The sequence below is a fragment of the Shewanella submarina genome, assembly GCF_042646185.1.
Classification (GTDB): Bacteria; Pseudomonadota; Gammaproteobacteria; order Enterobacterales; family Shewanellaceae; genus Shewanella; species Shewanella corallii.
Genome location: NZ_JBHRTD010000018.1, coordinates 306,294 through 320,955 on the forward strand (window position 1 = coordinate 306,294; position 14,662 = coordinate 320,955).

Annotated in this window: 12 protein-coding genes; 4 read left to right on the forward strand and 8 right to left on the reverse strand. The window is 52.2% G+C overall.

Features of this window, described 5'->3' with window-relative positions:
* Positions 1–95: 95 nt before the first annotated feature.
* Together ACFOE0_RS18435 and ACFOE0_RS18440 are read right to left on the reverse strand one after the other, a co-directional pair.
* Positions 96–1,760 (reverse strand): FapA family protein, encoded by a 1,665-nt coding sequence (locus ACFOE0_RS18435; RefSeq protein WP_248934069.1) that lies wholly within the window; start codon positions 1,758–1,760, stop codon positions 96–98.
* A 137-nt stretch (positions 1,761–1,897) separates the two neighbouring features.
* Positions 1,898–2,923: a methyltransferase gene (locus ACFOE0_RS18440; RefSeq protein ID WP_248934070.1), complete on the reverse strand. Its 1,026-nt coding sequence runs from the start codon at positions 2,921–2,923 to the stop codon at positions 1,898–1,900.
* Positions 2,924–3,150: 227 nt separating this feature from the next.
* On the opposite strand from ACFOE0_RS18440, the gene ACFOE0_RS18445 reads away from it, so the two are divergent.
* Genes ACFOE0_RS18445 through ACFOE0_RS18455 form a run of 3 tightly spaced genes read left to right on the forward strand, consistent with a single transcriptional unit; the run spans position 3,151 to position 7,154 of the window.
* Entirely contained in the window at positions 3,151–3,534 is a 384-nt protein-coding gene (locus ACFOE0_RS18445) for a hypothetical protein (RefSeq protein ID WP_248934071.1), read from the forward strand.
* Entirely contained in the window at positions 3,521–4,681 is a 1,161-nt protein-coding gene (locus tag ACFOE0_RS18450; protein WP_248934072.1) for a hypothetical protein, read from the forward strand. Before ACFOE0_RS18445 ends, ACFOE0_RS18450 begins: the two co-directional genes overlap by 14 nt.
* A gap of 4 nt (positions 4,682–4,685) precedes the next feature.
* Positions 4,686–7,154 (forward strand): putative bifunctional diguanylate cyclase/phosphodiesterase, encoded by a 2,469-nt coding sequence (locus ACFOE0_RS18455; RefSeq protein ID WP_248934073.1) that lies wholly within the window; start codon positions 4,686–4,688, stop codon positions 7,152–7,154.
* A gap of 74 nt (positions 7,155–7,228) precedes the next feature.
* On the opposite strand, the gene ACFOE0_RS18460 is transcribed toward ACFOE0_RS18455, so the two are convergent.
* From ACFOE0_RS18460 to ACFOE0_RS18485, 6 genes are all read right to left on the reverse strand, one after another.
* Positions 7,229–8,539: an alkaline phosphatase gene (locus ACFOE0_RS18460; protein WP_248934074.1), complete on the reverse strand. Its 1,311-nt coding sequence runs from the start codon at positions 8,537–8,539 to the stop codon at positions 7,229–7,231.
* 23 nt (positions 8,540–8,562) lie between these two features.
* Complete coding sequence (gshB, locus tag ACFOE0_RS18465) at positions 8,563–9,513, reverse strand: glutathione synthase (RefSeq protein ID WP_248934075.1); 951 nt, start codon at positions 9,511–9,513, stop codon at positions 8,563–8,565.
* 52 nt (positions 9,514–9,565) lie between these two features.
* Positions 9,566–10,297 (reverse strand): 16S rRNA (uracil(1498)-N(3))-methyltransferase, encoded by a 732-nt coding sequence (gene rsmE, locus ACFOE0_RS18470; RefSeq protein ID WP_115137319.1) that lies wholly within the window; start codon positions 10,295–10,297, stop codon positions 9,566–9,568.
* A 13-nt stretch (positions 10,298–10,310) separates the two neighbouring features.
* The gene (locus tag ACFOE0_RS18475) at positions 10,311–11,054 is read right to left on the reverse strand and encodes an endonuclease (protein WP_380712516.1); all 744 of its coding nucleotides are present in this window, start codon (positions 11,052–11,054) and stop codon (positions 10,311–10,313) included.
* 78 nt (positions 11,055–11,132) lie between these two features.
* Positions 11,133–11,687, reverse strand: coding sequence for a SprT family zinc-dependent metalloprotease (locus ACFOE0_RS18480; RefSeq protein WP_248934076.1), 555 nt, complete (start codon positions 11,685–11,687; stop codon positions 11,133–11,135).
* Positions 11,688–11,740: 53 nt separating this feature from the next.
* Positions 11,741–12,883 carry a pyroglutamyl-peptidase I family protein gene (locus ACFOE0_RS18485; protein ID WP_248934077.1) on the reverse strand — a complete coding sequence of 381 codons (1,143 nt, stop codon included), beginning with the start codon at positions 12,881–12,883 and terminating at the stop codon, positions 11,741–11,743.
* 377 nt (positions 12,884–13,260) lie between these two features.
* Here ACFOE0_RS18485 and ACFOE0_RS18490 point away from each other — a divergent pair, with 377 nt between their 5' ends.
* Complete coding sequence (locus ACFOE0_RS18490) at positions 13,261–14,568, forward strand: sigma-54 dependent transcriptional regulator (protein WP_248934078.1); 1,308 nt, start codon at positions 13,261–13,263, stop codon at positions 14,566–14,568.
* Positions 14,569–14,662 lie beyond the last annotated feature (94 nt).

Here is a 14,662-nt window from a genome sequence, read left to right on the forward strand (position 1 = left end):
AGTCGTAAGGGGCGACCAAGACATTCAATATTCAGCAGTTCCAATCTTGTAATCCGTTCAATAATGTCAGAAATGAAGCGGATGATACCATGGTATTAGCTTGTGGCGGCGAACCTGGGTTTGCACTGGTAATCGAATATCAGCTCTTTATGCAGCACCTTAACGGCGCAGTTGCCGTGTATCCTGTTGGTTTTGTGGGTGGCTTTACTGATAGCCAGTTCAACATTGGGGTAGATACAGGTTCTGACCTGAATGTTGTGAATATCAAAGTAGTTATCCAGCAAGTGTTGCAGCTCTTCCAGGCGTTTAATCAGTTGGTTTAACTCGGTGGCGGTGAACAGATGATCCTTGTGCAGTTGCTGATATCTGGCAAGGTCGTTTTTGGCCCCTGGCTGGTTCAGCTGATTTTCCTGACGGACTTTACGTACCACCAGGTTTTGTTTTTCCTGCTCAAGCTCCTTTATCTCCTGCTTGAGTTCCTCTCTCTGGTCATTACATTCGATACGGGTATGAGTGCTGGCATCGGCTCCAAGTGTGACCGCCTTAATGGCGCTTGCGCGCACTGAACCACCGATGATATCGCCCCGTTTGCCAATGCGGTCGCATACCATGACTTCCCCCATGGCGATAACCTGACTGTGCAGGAGCTGGCGGGTAATATTGATATCCCCCCCGGCATTGAGGTTGGCATATTGCACAAAGGGGGAGCAGATCTGGCCCCGGGCGATGAGACTGGCAGGTAAGCTGTGGTTTTCATGGTGTTGCCTTCCCATCAGGCCCTGATTGAGAATGATATCTCCACCGGCCTGTAGCTGCGCAGACTGCACCAACCCTTGAACACAGATATCACCACTGGCGGTAACTTTCATTCCCTCTTTGATATCGCCGCGGATCATCACACTGCCCTGAAAGTCCACATGTCCATTGGCAGGGTCGACATCATGCAGTTGCAATACGTCATCAACCTGCATTCCATTGGGCGTTTCCAAAGGCAGACCAGCCATATCGGCCCTGAGCACACTGTCATCCTCATGGTCGAGACAGGTGCCATGACCCGGCAGCAGATCAATGTCTTTCCCCGGAATTGCTGGCAGCTCGTCGCCGATAAGGTTGTAGCCGGGGAATCCCTGCGACGGGGGACGTTTCACCATTAATATGTCACCGGGCGCGACCGAGGCTATTTTGCCCAGGTCCCTCAGATCTACAGTGCCATCTTCCCTTTCTTTGGGGCGTATCAGGCGCTCTCTGGCCAGGGGGACTTTACGAATATTTTTGGCATTGCGGCCATGAACCGGCGGCACGCCCCTGGCGATAAGCCCTTGAATAACGCTTCCGGGTGGGGCATTGCGGCACTGTTTGAGTAAGGCATCAATGTTGGTTTTGAGGATCCCTTTGACGACCTTATGTTGGCGCAGCAGGGTGAGTACATCGACAAGGCTCGCGGATTTGCCGCCCCAGGGGCTGGTCAAAACCAGTTGAGCCTGCATCAGGTCTGTGGTGATATCCAGTTTGAGTTCAGCATCCCTTCGCTCTGCAACGGCATGCTGTAATGGACTTGTTGTGCCGGACTTATGTCTGCGGGAGAGCTCCTGAATGACAAACTCTATCTCTCTGGCAAGAGGGTAGAAGTTTCCGTAACCAGCTTTGTCTATGGCAAGCTCAATATCATTGATGCTGAGGTCTTTATATTCGGCAGCAGTACCGGTGAAAATAACCTGATGCTTATCCCGACTCAGACTGATTAATTCAGGGTGACTCATTTGCTTCCCTTGCAAATTTTTTTGCTAAGTATATCAAGGGATTTGTTGAATAAAACGACAGTAGGGGAAATTTGAGGCAGCTACCTGAGATAATACACTGCTGTAGATTTTCAGCAGTGTATTTGATGTTATTTCAGTTATTTAATCTGTCGATACACTTTAAACTTGTTGTTATTTGCTATGCAGCAGACCTGGCCAAATGTGGCTGCAATAGTCTCTGAATAGGGCAGGTGGCGGTTGGCCACTATCTGCCAGCAACCGCCGGAGCTCAGTGCGGCATGACTGTCGCGTACAAACTTGAGCGCAATATCAGTGGTAGCATTCAAGCCGTCATGGAATGGTGGGTTTGAGATAACAGCATCGAAGCTGCCTTCGGTTTGAGCCAGTCCGTCAGATGGGTACACTCTGGCTGACAGGCCATTGGCTGCCAAAGTCAGTTCACAGGAAGCCAGTGCCATGGCATTAATATCCACGCAATCCAGGCTGAGCTCAGGGTTATCTTTGAGCAGACAGGCGGCAATCACACCGGCACCACAGCCAAAATCCAGCACCCGGCCTGACAGCTTGGGCAGATTTTCCAGCAACAACTCGGTACCCATATCCAGCTTCTTCTCGCTGAATACGCCCACCAGATTGCAGATAGTGAGTTCTCCCTGCGGGGTTGGCAGTTGATAGCGGTTTACCCAGTCAGTCAGCTTGATGGCTGGAGCCTGCTCAATCAGCTCAGCGGCAAACAGCAGGCAATGACGGGCATTGTCCAGTTTCATTGCCGGGCTGAAATAGTTAGGCAGTATCCTGGGCAGGGACTTCACGCCGCCTTTGTTGTCTCCCACCACCAGGAGTTGACCTCCGGGCTTAAGATAGCTGGCGGCCAGATTGAACAGATAGGGGGCCAGTGATTTGGCTTTGGGAAAGTAAACCACCACAGAATCAAAGCTGTCATCTGTTGGCAGTTGGTGACCGAAAAAGCACTTCAGCTTGTCGTTACTCTGGTGCTTCAGTGCCAGGAAGTGATGGAAGTCCAGTGCAAGAGCGCTGACTCTGTCGGCATTTTGTAACAGTTCTTTTGCCAGCAAATCATCCTCATGATTCAGCAAAAGAACACTGTGTCCATTAACTAAGTGATTGTTTCTGATTATGAGTTGGGAAGGATTGCTGAGCACTTGCTGGCCTGGATTCTGTAAGACAAGGGCACATTATATCTCAAGCCAATCCGATATTTCAGCGGCAATTCCATGGATTTGACCTAAGCTTACAAAGGGAAGAATTCCCTGAGGATTGCAGGGGCTGCGAGGACGGGAGAGGTCTGCAGCATATTCTTTGTGATTCCTGCTTTTGCTGTAAAGGACTACGGAGCAAATAGATGCCCTTAAAGGCGATATGGACGTTGTTGTTTTGCCTCTTTTGGGGGCCATGTCTGGCGGCTGAGACTATTACCCATGAGTCGGTTGCTGGCTATTCCCCATCACAGGCAGAACTCAGACTTATCTTTTCCAGACAGAAACTGTTCTGGCCAAATGGTGAACCCATCACTGTGTTTATTCTGGAGCCAGACTCAGAAGAGCACAGGCAGTTTTGTATCCAGCAATTGAGTCTATTGCCGTACGTACTGCAACGCAGGTGGGACAGGCTTGTCTACTCTGGCACGGGGGATCGTCCCACCATAGTGCCCAATGAACAGGTGATGAAACAGCTGGTGGCGAGTACGCCTGGTGCAATCGGTTATCTGGGATCTGCGGATGCGTCACAGGGAGGTGACCATGAAGACCTATAGTTTCGTTTGTCTCTTGTTATTCAGTGGGCCTTTGTGGGCTACCGGACAGGACTGGCAGTTTAATGGCTATCTCAATCAAGCCTATGCCGACGTGGATGACAGTCAGTTTATTGTTGGTGATGACAGCAGTAGTTTTGATTTAACCGAGGTGATGGCAACGGCATCATGGCAACCCTGGTCTGCCGTACGTTTTGCCGGTGCGCTGACGTACCGGCAGTGGGGTACCCTGGCTGAGTCCGATGTTCGTATCGATTACCTGTTTGCAGAAAGCCGCTGGCAGCTATCTAAAGGGCATTTGGGGGTGCGCGGTGGTCGGATGAAGAACGAAGTGGGCTTCTATTCAAGTACCCGGGATATGAGCTTTACCCGCCCCGGTATTATGCTGCCTCAATCCATTTATTCAGACTATTTCCGGGATGCTCAGTTACACGTAGATGGAGGTGACTTTTTCGGAAGGGTCAATCTGGGGGGAGGTATTCTGGATTGGCACGTGATGGCAGGCCGCAGTGCCAGCAGTGAAGATCTTACCCGTAATATATTTGGTGAAGGTGATTTCGGTGAGCTGGACTCCAATAGTTTCTTCAGTGTCGACCTTGAGTATCAGGCCGATGAGTGGCGAGTCGGTGCGACCTACTACAAAGCCGGCGTGGAGTACCATCCCGGCGGTGTTTTCTTTGCCGGAGAGCTGGATCTGCATGCCTGGGTATTGTCGGCGGAGTACAGCTGGCGCTGGTTTGAGTTGACCGGGGAGTTATTGTTGGGAGATCGCCATACCCAGGGGGTATATATCCCACCTGCTGCGGGTGAGATAAAAGATCACAACCGTGGCTATTATCTCGAAGGCCGGGCGCTTTTGCCTGAGAATGTTGAGCTTTTCCTCAGGTATGACGACTATGTAGACAACACAGATGATGACGCTGGCAACCGCTACGCCGCTCAGTCTGGTAATCCCGCCTATTTTGCGTACAGTAAAGATTGGACCTTGGGAGGCCGCTGGTTGCTGAATAAAGACTGGTTATTGGCCGCCGAATACCACTGGATAGAGGGAGCTGCCTGGGTTTCGCCGCTCCTGACTCGGGATCCGAACCAGCAGGCTAAAGACTGGAGCATGTTGATGCTGCAGCTGTCTTATCGGATCCAATGGTGACCCTATGAGTGAAAAGGGACAAACATACTGGTTCCTGAGTTTGAAATGGAAACTGCTGCTCAGCGTTCTGATGATGATGCTTGTTATCGGTGCTGTGCTCGGCACCTTTGCCTATCGTCAACTGGAAGAGCAACAGCGACAACAGCTACAGCTGCAGCGCCAAACCCTTGCCAATAACCTTCAAAACTCTCTTCGCCGGGCTGTTGACCGGGCTGTGCGTGTATCGCAACAGGTCAATTTGTTGACCGCCGGCGATCCCGAAGGTGTCTCGCATCTCCCCACACTCTTGCAAAAACGTTGGTCTGAAGTGCAGATGCACTGGGATCTGACCGCCTTGGGTTTATATGACACCAGTGGTCAAAATTTATTGATGTTGGGCGAACAACCCTTGCCAGCGACCGCCCCTGTGTCTGCGGACTCTGTGATGTCTGGCCCAGGTTGGCAGGTGCATTGCGCTCAATTCTGCCGTTTGCAGGTGGCTGTTCCCTGGGTGTTGGAGGGGAAGGTTTATCTGATGCTGGTGGAAACCGAACTGACAGATATTCTTACCGGGCTTCATGGCAGTGAGGAGTTGGAGTTTGCTGTATTGGGTCGGTTCCAGCCACGTCTGCCCAAAGCTGGATTCTGGGGCAGGGAGCTATTCAGCATCAGCGACCGCAAAGCGACTTTGCCAGTACTGCAGCGGGTCGCCAGTCGCTGGAATTGGAACCAACTGCTGCAGGGGCATCAGATCTTCAACAGCGAGCAACAGTCCCTGGCAATCTGGGCTTTCCCTCTGGATGCGGCTGATACCGGGCCTGCGCTGGTCGTCTTGTGTGACCTGTCTCAATGGCATCAGACACTGTCACAATTCCAGCGCAATATGCTGGGCATTATGCTCAGCGCACTGGTTTTGGTCACTCTGTTGTTGGCTGTGTTAGCCTGGTCTCCCATCAGCCGATTACAGCGTCACTCCAAAACCTTGCCGTTGCTTGCCAAATCAGATTATGAGGGGGTGCGGCATGCCATTCCCCCTGTGTCTCATGGGGTGATGGATGAGGTCGATAATGTTGAACGAGCGACACTGGACCTGACCGACAAACTGGAATACCTGCAGCAGGTAGTGGTTTCCAGGACTCAGGAGCTGGAAAAGCTGGCGATGCTGGATATGCTGACCGGCCTGCCCAATCGCCCCATGTTGCTTCATGAACTGAATAAATCTATCGCCTGTGTTGGCCGTTTGCATGAGCAGGTCGCGCTGCTGTTTCTGGATCTCGATGAGTTCAAGCGCATCAATGACACCTTGGGACATAACGAGGGTGACCGTTTGCTCAAGATAGTGGCTGGTCGTCTTGGCGAAAGTGTCCGAGCCATGGATACCGTATTCCGTCAGGGGGGAGATGAGTTTCTTATTCTGGTGCGGGGGATTGAGCAGGAGCAGGAGATCCCTAAAGTCATCCATAAGATCTTCTCTGCGCTGCAACAGCCTGTCGTGTTGAAAAGCCACAAGCTGATTATCACCACCAGTATAGGTATTGCCTTCTGCAAAGATCCGGCGATGTCGGCAGAAGATCTGATCAAATATGCCGAGCTGGCCATGTATCAGGCCAAGCACGCCGGCAGAAGTAACTACAGGGTATTCAGCTATGACATGCTGCACCATGCCAATAACCGCATGATGGTAGAGCAGGATATCGGCGATGCCATTGCCGACAACCAACTGACCCTTTATTTACAACCTATCGTGGCCCTGGATGATGGCAAGCTTAAAGGCTTTGAAGCCCTCATTCGCTGGTTCCACCCCGAGCGTGGTTTGATTATGCCCGGTGATTTTATCCCGGATATCGAGCACTCAGACGCCATTATCCATGTGGGTAACTATGTGCTCAGGGAAGGGGTTCGTATGTTGACCCGATTGCAGCATGCCTATGGCGATGATCTCTATCTGGCTGTGAACTTATCGGCGCGCCATTATCTGGCTGCTGGCTTGAAAGAGACTGTCAGTGAGCTGCTGGCGCTCTATCCGGTCAAGCCGGAAACCCTGTTACTGGAAGTGACAGAGGAGAGTGTCATCGAGCAGGTGGATCTCGCGATGGACGTGATGCACCAGCTGAAGGAACTTGGGATAAGGATTGCCATTGATGACTTTGGAACCGGTTACTCCTCGCTGAGTTATCTTAAGCAGTTGCCCTTTGATGTGCTCAAGATTGACCGCTGCTTTACCAAAGGAGTTCTGGAAAATAACGCCGATGCTCACATTGTGACCACAGTAATCGAACTGGCCCATAATCTGGGCAGAGATGTGGTGGCTGAGGGGATTGAAACCGATGCTCAGGAGGAGTTTATGCGGGACAGCGGATGCGAGCTGGCCCAGGGCTATCTCTATTCACGTCCTGTGAGCGAAGAGCAGGTGCAGCGTATTCTTGCCAATGGCAGTTATGAGCACCCCTGGCCAAAGGCGGAGAACTATTTACAGATGGGAAAGTTGGGCTAGGGGATGCCCCCGGGAATTGATGCAAAACAAAACAGCGCCTCTGGGCGCTATTTTTCGTTTTCTGCAGCTTCGCTTTACTGAGCCTTGGCAGGCAGCAGACTGGATAGCTTGTTGGCGATATCCGTATTGTCCTGATGACCATGGAACAGGCCTGAACCGGCGCCCACCGCAAATACTTCAACGTCTACACCTGTGTGTCCACCTGTCGTCCAGCCGGTATTGGTGCGAACATTCACCAGTTTACGCAGGGCTGATGTCATCGCATCCTGTCCCTGCATTCTGGCCATATCCAATTGCTGCCACTCTTTGTCGTCCGGTTTAAAGCCCAGACCTGTTTCCACTTCTGCACGCCAGTTATCTTCGGCGATAGCCCTGGCTGCAATGGTGGCTGTGGTGGCCGTCATGGTACGCAGCACCTCAGGGCTCCAGCGATACTCGCTGTTGGCACCAATTGTCAGGCCTCCGGTTGAGTGGTCGGCAGTGACAACCAGCAGAGTATCCGGGTGCTGTCTGACAAACTGCTCTGCAACTTCCACCGCATTGGCAAAGCCTTGCATCTCGCCCATGGCTGCACCTATGTCATTGGCGTGTCCGGCCCAGTCAATCATGCTGCCTTCAACCAGCAGCACAAAGCCCTTGTCGGATTGAGACAGCAGCTTGAGCGATTTGTCAGTCAGCTCTGCAAGTTGATCAGCGGAAGTGGCGTCTTTCACCCAGGGCAGGTTGATGTCAGCGAACAAACCCAGTACATCCGGCTTATTCACTTGCTCCAGCTCAGCCATCTTTGTGACAACCTGATAGCCTTTGGCCTTGAACTTGTCGGTCAGAGATGACGGGAAGTAACGTTGGCCGCCACCCAGGATAACTTCAGCATCTGTCGCCAGATAGCTCTCAGCTATCTCCTCATAGTTCTGACGGCTTTCGTTATGAGTCAGAAAGGCTGCCGGTGTAGCGTGATTGACCTGTGAGGTTACAGCAACACCTGTGCCCATTCCCAGCTGTTTGGCTCTTTCCAGCAAGGTTGGAACCGGCTGCTTTTGGGAGTCGACACCAATGGCTCCGTTGTAGGTTTTAATACCGCAGGAGAGCGCAGTTGCCGCCGCGGCTGAATCGGTGACATAACCACTTTCCCTGGCTGGGAAGGTACTGGCACTGCCAACCAACAAACGGTTGAAGACGGTCTCTTCAATTTCCTCTGTATCCGGGTCATCCATATAAAGGCGGTAAGCCGAGGTATAGGCTGGCCCCATACCATCCCCCACCATCACTATGATGTTTTTGGGGGTTGTTGGCACAGGCGTCAGTCCCTGTGCCTGTGATTGCAGTGCGACCAAAGTCAGCGCAACAGCACAGCTGAGGCGTTTCAGACGGGCGGAGTAACTCATAAAAACAATCCCTGTAAAAAGTACTATTTGGCGTTAATGCGCTGTTCGATGGCGTCCATCAGCATACCGGTAATATCCACATCAAATGCGGCTTCAATTTCCTTGATGCAGGTAGGACTGGTGACGTTGATCTCTGTCAGCTTGTCGCCAATGACATCAAGACCAACAAAAATCAGGCCTCGTTTTTTCAATTCAGGCCCTATCGCTTTGGCGATGGCCAGATCAGATTCTGACAAAGGACGTGCAACCCCACTGCCACCGGCGGCCAGGTTACCCCGGGTTTCGCCTTTTTGAGGAATACGGGCCAGACAGTATGGAACCGGCTCACCATCCACGACCAGAATGCGCTTATCGCCTTCGGTGATTTCAGGAATAAACTTCTGAACCATGGCATATTGGCTGCCGTGGCCTGTCAGGGTTTCGATAATCACACCCAGGTTTGGGTCCTGCTCTTTAACGCGGAAGATAGAGCTGCCACCCATGCCATCCAGCGGCTTGAGAATGATATCTTTCTCGGCGGCGTGGAATTCACGAATACGCTTGGCGTCACGAGTAACCAGAGTCTTGGGAGTGAACTGAGCAAACCAGGCGGTAAACAGCTTTTCGTTGGCATCACGCAGACTTTGCGGCTTGTTGACAATCAGCGTGCCTTGCTCTTCTGCGCGCTCCAGCATATAGGTCGCATAGATGTACTCAGTATCAAATGGCGGATCTTTACGCATTAAAATTACGTCCAGCTCTGCCAGAGGCTTGTTTTCCACCTCACCCAGCTGATACCAGTTATCGGCATCCTGCTGCACTGACAGGCTGCGCATATTGGCCACGGCTTCACCGTCGAGCAGTGCCAGGTCCTGCATCTCCATGTAAAACAGCTGGTAACCACGGGCCTGAGCGGCCAGCAGCATGGCAAAACTGGAGTCTTTTTTGATATTGATGGCGCTGATAGGGTCCATCACTATGCCGAGTTTGATCATTAATGGTTGTCCTTTATTGTCAGCCGACAATGCGGCTTACAGAGTTCCGGGCTTAGCCCAGATCTCCCAAATGCAGTTGCAGTGCTGTGATAGCGGTCAGAGAAGCGGTTTCTGTCCTCAGTACCCGCGGGCCCAGCAGTACATCAGTAAATCTGTACTCTTCGGTCATGGCGATCTCGTCTGCGGACAGGCCGCCTTCAGGGCCGATCAAGAGACGAATGCGTTTGTTATCCTGTGGCAGGCCATTGATACCGAAAGCGGCTCTTGGATGCAGGTTGAGCTTGAGTGCGTCACTCTCTTCTGCGCACCAGGCCTGTAAGTCCATAGCAGGGCGAATTACAGGAACGACACTGCGGCCACTTTGCTCGCAGGCGCTGACAGCGATTTTCTGCCACTGCTGGATTTTCTTCTCCAGTCGCTCACCATTGAGTTTGACGCCGCAGCGTTCTGAAAACAGTGGCGTGATGGTGTTGACCCCAAGCTCCACCGACTTTTGAATGGTGAAGTCCATTCGGTCGCCCCGGCTGATCACCTGACCAAGGTGGAGGTTCAATGGTGACTCACTGTTGTTGGCTTCGCAGGATAGGACCTTCACATCGACATTTTTCTTTCCCGCGGAAACTATCTCAGCAAGGTAGTTGTTGCCGTCGCCATTAAACAGGCAGACTTGCTCACCCGGTCCCATTCTCAGCACCCGGCCAACATGGGCCGCACCGTCTTCATCCAGAGGCAAAGTCGCCTCGACAGATAGGGGCGAAGGCTGATAAATGCGTGGAACTCTCATTGGTTTGACTACCTCATTCAGCCAGGCGACTGTCCCGGAAGCGGGCGTCACACTGGGATTTAACAAAAGGATTGTGATTGCCCTGTACCTTGGCTATCTCTGCATCCCGCTGACATTCTACGGCATCTACGGGATAAGTTTTATCCCAGGCGTTGAATAATTTTTGTTGGCTGGACGCGATTTGCAGACCATAGGTTTGCTGCATATAGAAGTATGTGCGGGCAATGGCGCCGCGGGCTCTTGCTGGTGGCTCGACTCTGCGGTCTTTGAAGTCCACCGTCATTTCGCATTCACCATACTGTCCTGCCAGCGCATTCCATTGACTGAATCTGTAGTTGCTTCGATCGCCGTTAACCTCGCCGATGGCAGGCACCAGATTGTGGAGGTCTGCTTCCATTTTGCGAAATGTGCTATCAGTTCTACCGCAGTTTTTGCGTCCACCCTGCTGCCAGCACTGACGTTGGTGACCGAACTCCCAGGCGGGAACCACATGTTCCCACTCAATGCGATTGGCGCGATTTTCCTGCTTACGAACCTGATAGCCACAGGTCTCGAGTTCAGGTAACCACTTTTTGCTGCCGGTATTGACCCGGCAACCACAGTAAAAGGTTTTTACGTCAGCGGATTGACCATAAATCCCGGTGGCCAGTCGCTTAGCCTGGCTGAAGCTGGTGGGATGGGCCGGTGACGCCTGCAGTGCAAAACTCAACAACAGACCGGAAAGCAGTATTACCGGCCTTGAGATAGATAAATTCAAACTGTTCCCTTAAAAGCTGTGATGCCCTCTGACGGGGCTCGCGCAGCAGTTTAAGGATTGCCCGGCAGCCTTGCAAGGTCACTTTGCGGGGGTCAGTACCTGCTTACAACGGCGGCAAAGATAGCGGCTTTCACCCCGTTGAACCTTGTTATGACGACGAACGCTTAATTCAACCGGGCCACACTGACATTGGTAGGCATAGGTTTTTCCCCTCACAGAGCTGATATCAAAGCTGTGGCTGGCGCGGGGCGTCAGATCAAATGCCTGCAGCATAATCGCTTGCCACTCTTTGCCATGGGGCTTAATCGCTTTGCCTGTGCCGTAGAGCTGAAAGCAGAGCAGGTGAGCAATTTCATGGGGAACCACCTCTTGCATAAAGGCTTCGGGATTCTCTTTCAGCAGTACCGGGTTAAACCTCAGGCGATTTTGCTGCAGGTGGGCCGTACCCGCGCTCTTGCCCCTGAGAGCAAAGCTGATAGCCGGGCGGGGGAACTTGCGCTTCAGGCGCTGCTCTGCCTGATGAAAGCAGGCTTCACACCTCTCCAGCAACTGTTGCTGGAGCTGAGTGGCCGCTTTGGGTGCAGAAGGTTGCTCTTTGGGTGTGGTCAGAGCGGAAAGAAAGCGTTGCAACATGGGTACAAGGGTAAGGAGTGGATGGGGCTATGATAACCCCATCTGGCAGTAGGTCACAAAGTGGCGGCAGCGGCAGCAACCAGATCACGGGTCTGCTCAACAATGGCCATTTCGGTTTCCCTGTCATAACTCTTCACCCTGGGGGTGTGGATGTGGCCGGTGGGAATGTCACTGTCCATCAATACCTGCAGTCTCAACGCGCGGTAGGAGATCTCATTGGACAGATAGCCGCCACCGCCACCTTCTACAGAGGTGAGGTTGGTCAGCTCGCCAATTGACTGGGCCGCAAATTCGCCCCGCTCGAGTGAGTTGACGTTATGGTTGTCTCTAACGGGCCATTTACCTGCCACACCTGTCATGGCGCCAGCAGGTAAAGAGAACTCAATAAACTCAGGTCCATTCAGCGTCTTTCCCTGAAACAGAGGCGCCAGAGGGTGGCTCTTGTCTGCCCCTGTATAAAGGTTGCGATTATCCGGCGCCCTGGCACTGCGGTTGCGGGCCACGAATCGCTCCAAATCAAATTGATCTCTGCCCATACTGACAGTGACTATCATGTCTGCCTGTTTGTCTCTGTATACCGGTGTCAGCAGAGACTCGATCAGGCCCTGATCAAAATCGGTAAACCTTACCGGGATCATCGCGGTTTCTATCTGTGCCGTTTTGCCGTTGACGGTAAATCTATAGCCATCCAGGCTCAGAGCAACCAGTCCGGAGGGATTGCTCTGGGAAATATCTCTGTCGAGGAAGAATGGGTCAAAGCCGGTCAACAGAATGCGAAGTTGGACGTCATCATCAAACTGAATATCACTCATGCCGCGGGAGGCTTTTTCTACAGCGTTCAACAGCACCAGACGTTGCCAGTCAACCAGCTTGATACCCGCATCCTGGCTGGCCAGTGTGTCTCTCATGTTCAGGCGACTCCAGTACAGAGGTCTGTCATCCGGGTTACCGGAACGCACATCTGTTACCGCCTGTTGCCACAGGCGCTTGCCCTGATCTGCAACCAGTCTGGTTAGCTCGAGATCATCTGTGGCCGCCGTCATGGTTTGACTCAGTTTATCGTTAAAGCCCTGATAGCGATCCACCACATCAGGCAGTTGTGCCCGGGCGGATTCCAGCCTCGCTTCTTCAACTTCATTGGCGTTGGCGGTCATCGCCAGCATTAAAGCGCCAGTCATCCATAACCTGTTAAACATAAGCGTCCCTCGAATCTTTATTGGCTCAGGGTGCGGACACCCTGCGGCAGTATAAAACCTGTTTCAATTTAACAGTATGCAACAGGCTTTGGGGATAACAAAGCAGAGGCTGATAACATTAAATAACCTGAAGATATAAGCTTTATGTGTCAAAAACTGATTTGTTATATGGCTGGTCTTTAGATTTGTGAAGCTCTATTCTGAATGTCCTTTCTATTGTGGCTAATAAAACTATCAACAAAAGCTTGGTGCGAACATCGCACTAAAAGTGTCAAGGGATTGCCTGTAACAGAATGCAGTTACAGCAATGACAGAGCTCCTGAATCAACTCTATGTTGGCAGGAACTCAGGGACGACAGATAGCAGGATTAGCAGCCATGAATTCTTCACTACTCTATATTGGTCAGTATGCTGATCAACGGCTGATTTGTGAGCTTCGACAGCGGGGATACAGCCTTGAAATCAGTGATACCAATGCAGTAAACCTTCCGGAACTGAACGCAGAGATTTGCGTGATGGACGTTCGCCAGTGCTTTGATGAGTCCTGGACTATTCCTCTGGCCAAAAGGCTGGACAAGAAAATGCTGTTGCTGGTGTTGGCCGATGAGGAGGCTCTGGAAAAGCCATCCATTGCCCGACTGATCTCCTTGTATGCCGCGGATTACCATACAGCTCCAGTGGATTTTGATCGTTTAACTGTGGTGCTTGGCCATCTGATGGGCATGTGCCGGCTCCGCAGTGTGCTTTCACAGGGGCAAAAGCAAGGTAACGCTCCGGCCCATCTTTGTGTGATGGGACAAATGCAGGCGCAGCTGGCCAGGATAGCACCAACCAGTATTCCTGTGCTTATCAGGGGCGAGAGTGGTGTGGGTAAAGAGCTGGTCGCCCGCAAAATACATCAATTGTCAGACAGAAGCACCGGACCTTTTATTGCAGTAAATTGTGGTGCCATTGCCTCAGGACTGGTGCAGTCCGAGCTGTTTGGACATGAAAAAGGTGCCTTTACCGGTGCGGTCAGTCAAAGGGTGGGCAAAATCCAGCAGGCGGATGGCGGCACTCTGTTTCTGGATGAGATTGGTGATCTGCCTCTTGAGCAGCAGGTCAACTTGCTGCGATTCCTGCAGGAAGGAAAGTTTGATGCCGTTGGTGGACAGGGCAGCCGCACTGCCGATGTTCGTATTGTTGCTGCTACCCATGTGGATCTGGAAAAAGCGCTGGATACCGGCGAGTTCAGATTGGACCTTTTCTATCGTCTGGATGGGGTGACTCTATGTGTCCCGCCATTGCGACAAAGGGAGGGAGATATTCTGCCGTTGGCGCAAACCTTTATTGATCAGTTTTCAGATGAGTTTGGATTGGCACGCAAGATACTCTCAGCGGATGCAGAGTCAGCTTTGTTGGGCCACTCCTGGCCCGGTAATGTTCGGGAATTGTTGAATCGGATCCGGCGTGCGGTTGTACTCAGTGATGGGCAGGAGATAGCACCCACAGATCTGGAGCTGAGCTGGGAACGGGAGTCAGAGGTCGTAAGCTCGCTCAAAGCCCATAAAGATGCTGCTGAGCGCAATGCTCTGGAGTCTGCTTTGCGAAGCTGCCGGGGTCAGGTTGAGCCTGCGGCCAGCCAGCTGCAGATCTCCCGGGCCACTATTTACAGGCTATTGGAGAAACACGGAATCGCCGTATAGCGAAGTCAACAAGCTGCTAACCTGCTTTAAGGTATAATTATCAAAGCCGCCTTCGGGTGGCTTTGTTGTTTATCTGCCTGTTTATCTGCCTGTT

What these genes read in the sequence shown, in the direction of transcription:
- ACFOE0_RS18455 (WP_248934073.1), top strand. Translation starts at nt 4,686, where the DNA reads ATGAGTGAAAAGGGACAAACATACTGGTTCCTGAGTTTGAAATGGAAA.
- gshB (WP_248934075.1), bottom strand. Translation starts at nt 9,513, where the DNA reads ATGATCAAACTCGGCATAGTGATGGACCCTATCAGCGCCATCAATATC.
- rsmE (WP_115137319.1), bottom strand. Translation starts at nt 10,297, where the DNA reads ATGAGAGTTCCACGCATTTATCAGCCTTCGCCCCTATCTGTCGAGGCG.
- ACFOE0_RS18460 (WP_248934074.1), bottom strand. Translation starts at nt 8,539, where the DNA reads ATGAGTTACTCCGCCCGTCTGAAACGCCTCAGCTGTGCTGTTGCGCTG.
- ACFOE0_RS18480 (WP_248934076.1), bottom strand. Translation starts at nt 11,687, where the DNA reads ATGTTGCAACGCTTTCTTTCCGCTCTGACCACACCCAAAGAGCAACCT.
- ACFOE0_RS18490 (WP_248934078.1), top strand. Translation starts at nt 13,261, where the DNA reads ATGAATTCTTCACTACTCTATATTGGTCAGTATGCTGATCAACGGCTG.
- ACFOE0_RS18435 (WP_248934069.1), bottom strand. Translation starts at nt 1,760, where the DNA reads ATGAGTCACCCTGAATTAATCAGTCTGAGTCGGGATAAGCATCAGGTT.
- ACFOE0_RS18450 (WP_248934072.1), top strand. Translation starts at nt 3,521, where the DNA reads ATGAAGACCTATAGTTTCGTTTGTCTCTTGTTATTCAGTGGGCCTTTG.
- ACFOE0_RS18485 (WP_248934077.1), bottom strand. Translation starts at nt 12,883, where the DNA reads ATGTTTAACAGGTTATGGATGACTGGCGCTTTAATGCTGGCGATGACC.